Here is a 5304-nt window from a genome sequence, read left to right as displayed (position 1 = left end):
TTTAGTATTAAGCACAACGTGTTCGTGTATGATTTGTGCGATTGGAAATCCGTAGATTTTCAGTCGATGCAAATCATATAGTTAAATATATTAAATTTTAATTGAAGTAGAAGTGGAGCATGAATTATACACGTTGTTGGCTGTAGTTTTTTATTCTTTTTCGCAAGTTTCTTTTTCAAGAATGACTTTAAATCTATTCATTTCAGATTCTTCTACTGCCATAAAAGTCAATATTGATAAACCATTTTTGTCTTTCATTCCGCCAGTCATTAATATGTTCTTATCTGTTGTCTTTTTAGTGTCAATACATTTTTTTAATATTTTCAATCCTTTTTCTTTGTCTTTTTTCGATGGCTCAAAAGGTTTGAATTTTTCTCCAGCAATTATAATAGTTGAATTAGCTAATTCTTCTTTTGTTGGTTGAAAAGTTGGTAATTCAGGTGCTGACTGATTAATAGGAAGCATTAAATACCTTTTATCCGTTTTTCGAGTTTCCACCATAAAATTTGATTCCTTTTCATTGTCGGAAATGAAAATGTCTAATTTATTTGCAGTTAATTGACAACGATTATAATCTGTTTTATTTAAATCGAATCCTTTGTCCAATAGTTCTAGTCTTAATTTTTTTGCGCTAGCTGTTAATTCTTTTTTCAGTGAATCTTTTATGGTCAAAAGTATTTTGTCTGTTTCTTTTGATTTCGGCCAATGTAATATCTTTCTTTGTTGTTCAATAGGCATTATGAGATTGTCAAACCTTTCATAGTTCTCCATTTTAATGATATTCAAAACTTCTTTCGAGATTGAGTCACATTGACCTTGTAGGTTTATTGTGATTAAACTAAAAAATAATATAAAAGTAATTCGTCTCATTTTTGGGTAAATTACAGCCAACGGTTTAGTGTATGATTTGTGCGATTGAGAATCGATAGATTTTCAGTTGTAGCAAATCATACTGTTAAAGATATAAATTTTTCATTGAAGTTTGATGTAAGCATGAATTATACACATTGTTACCTACTGTAGTGCAGAACGAACCATTGGAAAAGACAGAACCTAGCAAATACAGAAGAGCAACCGAAACAGAATGCTAACCAAAGCTTTAATAAACAAGCCCAAGAATCCGTTAATTTAGTAAAAAGGGAAAGATCACAATAGCATTTAGGTTGCGACACAGGAAAACCACGTACGCCTTTTTTTGAAAAGAACGAATCAGAACGCCAAAGCGTTTAGTTCTCAAAAAAAGGATAATTCGGATGAATTTTATAAAACCTTAAAAACTTTGTATTAGTAACTCAAGTTTAAAGGATGTAACTCTGATGATTTTTGCACTATGGTTGGTAACGAGTTTGTGTAAGCGTCAGTAACGGGAAAAAGCGTTAGTGTTTTTCCACTGACGCAACTAAGTTAATTAAAAGTACTGAATTTCCGATAGAGAATTCAGTAGTTATTGCGCTTACACGTTGTTGGTAGCAGTGTTTATTTCTTTATAATCTTGTAATTTGATATTTTTTCTATCGATATTATGCTTAAAATATAAATTCCGTTTTGATAATTTTGCATATTTATTTTTGAAATATCACCATTTTTTTCCATGATTATACTTCCTGTGTTATCTACTATTCTAATTTTCTGTATTTCAAAACCACTATTATTTTCAATAAATAAGTTATTGCTTACTGGATTAGGATAAACATGAAATTGTCTGACAACAAAATCTTCGGTACTTAATGGTGTACAACTTACTTCAATAGGGAGATTTTGAGTATTGTTACTTGAATTACCTGTATTTGTGCCATTTGCAAGTTGCCCGCTAAAATTCCATCCCCAATTCCACAGTGTGTTATTTGTTTTAATTACTGCGGTATGAACACCACCTGCTGAAATACTTTGCCAATCTGAATCAGTCCCTATTTGGCTTGGAAAATCTTTTGGTATGTTAGTGCCATCTCCAAACCCGTAAAAGCCTTCGCCCCAAACCCAAAGTGTACCATCTGTTTTTAAAGCAGTAGAATGAAATGCTCCTGCCGAGACTGTTGACCAGTCTGTGTCCATGCCAACCTGTGAAGGTACATTTGTATTGGACATATCTTGTCCAGTACCCAACTGCCAACTTTCATTACTCCCCCAAGACCATAATGAGCCATCTGTTTTTGTGGCCAAAGTTGTATTACCATTTATAGAAATTATATACCAGTCAGTAGCAGTTCCAATTTGAATGGGGATATTCCTATCAGTGTTAGTCCCATCTCCTAATTGACCTTTATCATTTCTTCCCCAACCCCATAATGTACCATCTTCTTTAATAGCAAAACTACTCCTGAACCCACAATCAATAAATATCCAATCATTGTCTGTACCTATTTGGGTTGGTACATTTTTATTTTCAATTGTGCCATCTCCCAATTGACCGTAAGCATTGTATCCAAAAGCCCAGATTGAACCATCACTTTTTAGAGCAAGGACATGACCTGCACCTGAATCTACCTTTAACCAATTGTCATCCATACCTACCATGATTGGAACATATGTATAATTGTCTTCACCAAATTGTCCATTGCCTAATGAGCCCAAACCACCATTTCCCCATGCCCAAAGCGTACCGTTGGTCTGTATGCCATAAGAGTTAAAATAACCTGATGCCACCGATTCCCAATCTGTATCTGTTCCAATCTGAGTGATGGTATATCTGTCATCTGTTGTTCCGTCTCCTAACTGACCACCATCATTATCTCCCCAAGCCCAAAGCGTGCCGTCAGTTTTGATGGCAACACTATGGTTGTTGCCAGCTGATATGTCCTGCCAACATTGAGCGTTAATCTGTGTAGTTAAAAAACAAAAGGTAATAATTATTATTTTTTTCATAACCTTGCTTATTTTTATAATAAAGATACTGAAATTTAGAATATTACGGACTGGGTGCTCTCATAACTGAAATCAATTGATAGGTTTCATAATAACTTCCTACAATATTGTCAATTTTCATAAATACTGCTATTTCACCATTTGCCAACGAAAAAGTTGACCTATGTGTTAAAAATATATTTTTTGTATTATCAAATGTGATTGTTCCACCGTTAGCCCTGATGGTAATTGTTTCGGAGGCATTTATTGATGAAACTATGGACTTTATAATCGTGGATGATGTATTGACAAAGACCAATTTGTTTCTTCCGCAATCAATTTTATTAGGTGTCGAGACATCGACCACCTGCATCACTCCAAATGTTTTTCCCAATTTGTTAACCTGAAATACATTATCAGAAATTGCTACACCACCTAAAACGTTGTTTGACGATATTAAGAAACTACTGTTGGGGTTTAAATGGGGTCCATCAGTTTCTGAAACAGTTACATAATTGTTATATACATTCACAAAAGAGTTTAAAATTGAAATGCACTGACCTGATTTTATATTGCCTGACGATACTGGTAATGAACCATAACCAGCAGCATTTGCAAATCGATTGTTTTGGATTGTGATGTCCCTGCAACTATTATATGTTCCATTAACAGTGATGGCCACACCTAAATTTTCAAACCAGCACCCATCGATATTGATGTTTTCTGCATAATCGATATAGATACCATAATCAGCATCTTGAAAAATACAATTTATAAAACTTAAGATTGCTGTTTTTAAAGCGCCTACATTTGAGATGTTCACATTATGGCCTTTGGGAAAGATAGTATGATTATTTAGACTATAGCCATCAAATGTACAGTTTAAAAACGTATGCTGCCCATTTTGTCCTGTCATTTTCAACGCGTTGCTGAAATTTACTGTTTTTACAACCCTGACATTCTCAAAGGTGTTGAACTGATTAGGTGCGACATAGGGGTTACTAGAAGGGGGAATGGTAGGTTCACCTCCCATCAGATAAATCCCATGTCCTTTAAATCCTTTAATCTGTATGTTTTTAAATGAAGAGTTCCACAAACCTCCTTGTATAGGATCTCCAATTGCTTGTGCTTCAAATAAAAAACATCCAGCATTGGTCTCATCTCTTCCAAAAAAAAATAAATTTGACATATTAAGGATAACTGGGCCTGCTTCTATTTTGAACATATAGTCCACGTTATGCCCCACAGTTGTTTGAATCAAAGTTTTTTCCATTGATTCTCCAATCAATGAGATACCACTTTTTAGCGTCAACTGATTGATTCTGTAATTACCATTTGGGATATAAATTACCGAATCTTTTAGTTCAGGGTCATTCAATGTATTAAGGGTAGCAAATTCCACGGCATTTTGAAATGCATTTGTATAATCTTGGGTCTTACCGAATGCTCCAAAATATAATACGTTTAAATTACCTTCATATTGTCTTACAAATCTTCCAACGAACTGCCCAGGTATGGATGTGGTCTTGATAATTGTACCATTATTGTCATTTTGATAGATTCCATTGATAAAGATTTGGTCAGTTCTCCACATAAATGTACCGCCACCACCATCGCCAAGAGTTGAATGACCTTTGATATAGAAAAGGTCGCCATTAGTAAATCCTGTATGAGGTAAGTTCCTTAATTCAGCTAGGTTTGCAACTTCTGTCATGATTTCTTAGTTTAGTTATTTATTGTTTATATACGGATTTTTTGGTTTCCACATTGCTACCAACGTGATTGTGTATGATTAGTTGCGGAAAAGGACGCGAGTCATTTTCCGCTAAAGACTAAAGATAATTAATAAGATTTAATTTCCGATAGGGAATTCAGCCGCAATTAATTATACACGTTGTTGTGGTGTCGTTTTTATTCTGATTTTAGATTTTTCACTATTTTCATAAATTCAGTTTTCGAGTTGACTGGCGGATTTTCATAATCTATGTATCCAAATTCAGTTTTAAAGAATTCTTTCATTTGTTTTAAACAGTCATCTTCATTGTCAGTTAATAAATTCCCGCTCATATCAGCATTTCTAGATATTCCAAAAATCAAAAATCCGTCATTTGTATAAAAAACCATTCCATGTTTGTTCCGACTGTTCTCATCAGTATTTTTCCAATAAATACTTTGCGAATATTCGTTATTTGATTCCAAAAAAGTCATTATTTCATTAGCATTTTTAAATTCACGAGTTGGATTGTCAGAATATTGAGGAATTTGATATTCATCAGCACTTTCTTCTCGCAATGGAATAAAATGATTCAAAAAATCATTAACCAGGTTTTTCGACCGAGTTTCTTTGAAAACATATATGTCAGCATAATAGCTCATTATTTAATACAAAAAAGCGTTTAATTTAGTTTTATAATACTTCCATTCTCGATTTTCGACAAATGCACCACAACGTGTTCGTGTTAT

4 protein-coding genes are annotated in these 5304 nt (G+C 33.7%); all 4 read right to left on the bottom strand.

Annotated features, from left to right (window positions below):
- Positions 1-150: 150 nt before the first annotated feature.
- The 4 genes from TD18_RS10325 to TD18_RS10310 all read right to left on the bottom strand — a co-directional run bounded on the left by TD18_RS10325 (position 151) and on the right by TD18_RS10310 (position 5217).
- Positions 151-870 carry a hypothetical protein gene (locus tag TD18_RS10325; RefSeq protein WP_152611360.1) on the bottom strand — a complete coding sequence of 240 codons (720 nt, stop codon included), beginning with the start codon at positions 868-870 and terminating at the stop codon, positions 151-153.
- A gap of 606 nt (positions 871-1476) precedes the next feature.
- Positions 1477-2862 carry an RCC1 domain-containing protein gene (locus TD18_RS10320; RefSeq protein ID WP_052461131.1) on the bottom strand — a complete coding sequence of 462 codons (1386 nt, stop codon included), beginning with the start codon at positions 2860-2862 and terminating at the stop codon, positions 1477-1479.
- Positions 2863-2905: 43 nt separating this feature from the next.
- Entirely contained in the window at positions 2906-4555 is a 1650-nt protein-coding gene (locus TD18_RS10315) for a right-handed parallel beta-helix repeat-containing protein (RefSeq protein WP_040252239.1), read from the bottom strand.
- 197 nt (positions 4556-4752) lie between these two features.
- The gene (locus TD18_RS10310) at positions 4753-5217 is read right to left on the bottom strand and encodes a hypothetical protein (RefSeq protein ID WP_040252236.1); all 465 of its coding nucleotides are present in this window, start codon (positions 5215-5217) and stop codon (positions 4753-4755) included.
- Between the last annotated feature and the right edge of the window lie 87 nt (positions 5218-5304).

The organism is Psychroserpens mesophilus, assembly GCF_000826645.1.
Lineage (GTDB): Bacteria > Bacteroidota > Bacteroidia > Flavobacteriales > Flavobacteriaceae > Psychroserpens > Psychroserpens mesophilus.
The sequence above is the reverse complement of the archived record's forward strand: the minus strand, read 5'-3'. Positions and strand labels throughout refer to the sequence as shown.

What these genes read in the sequence shown, in the direction of transcription:
- TD18_RS10325 (WP_152611360.1), bottom strand. Translation starts at nt 870, where the DNA reads ATGAGACGAATTACTTTTATATTATTTTTTAGTTTAATCACAATAAAC.
- TD18_RS10310 (WP_040252236.1), bottom strand. Translation starts at nt 5,217, where the DNA reads ATGAGCTATTATGCTGACATATATGTTTTCAAAGAAACTCGGTCGAAA.
- TD18_RS10315 (WP_040252239.1), bottom strand. Translation starts at nt 4,555, where the DNA reads ATGACAGAAGTTGCAAACCTAGCTGAATTAAGGAACTTACCTCATACA.
- TD18_RS10320 (WP_052461131.1), bottom strand. Translation starts at nt 2,862, where the DNA reads ATGAAAAAAATAATAATTATTACCTTTTGTTTTTTAACTACACAGATT.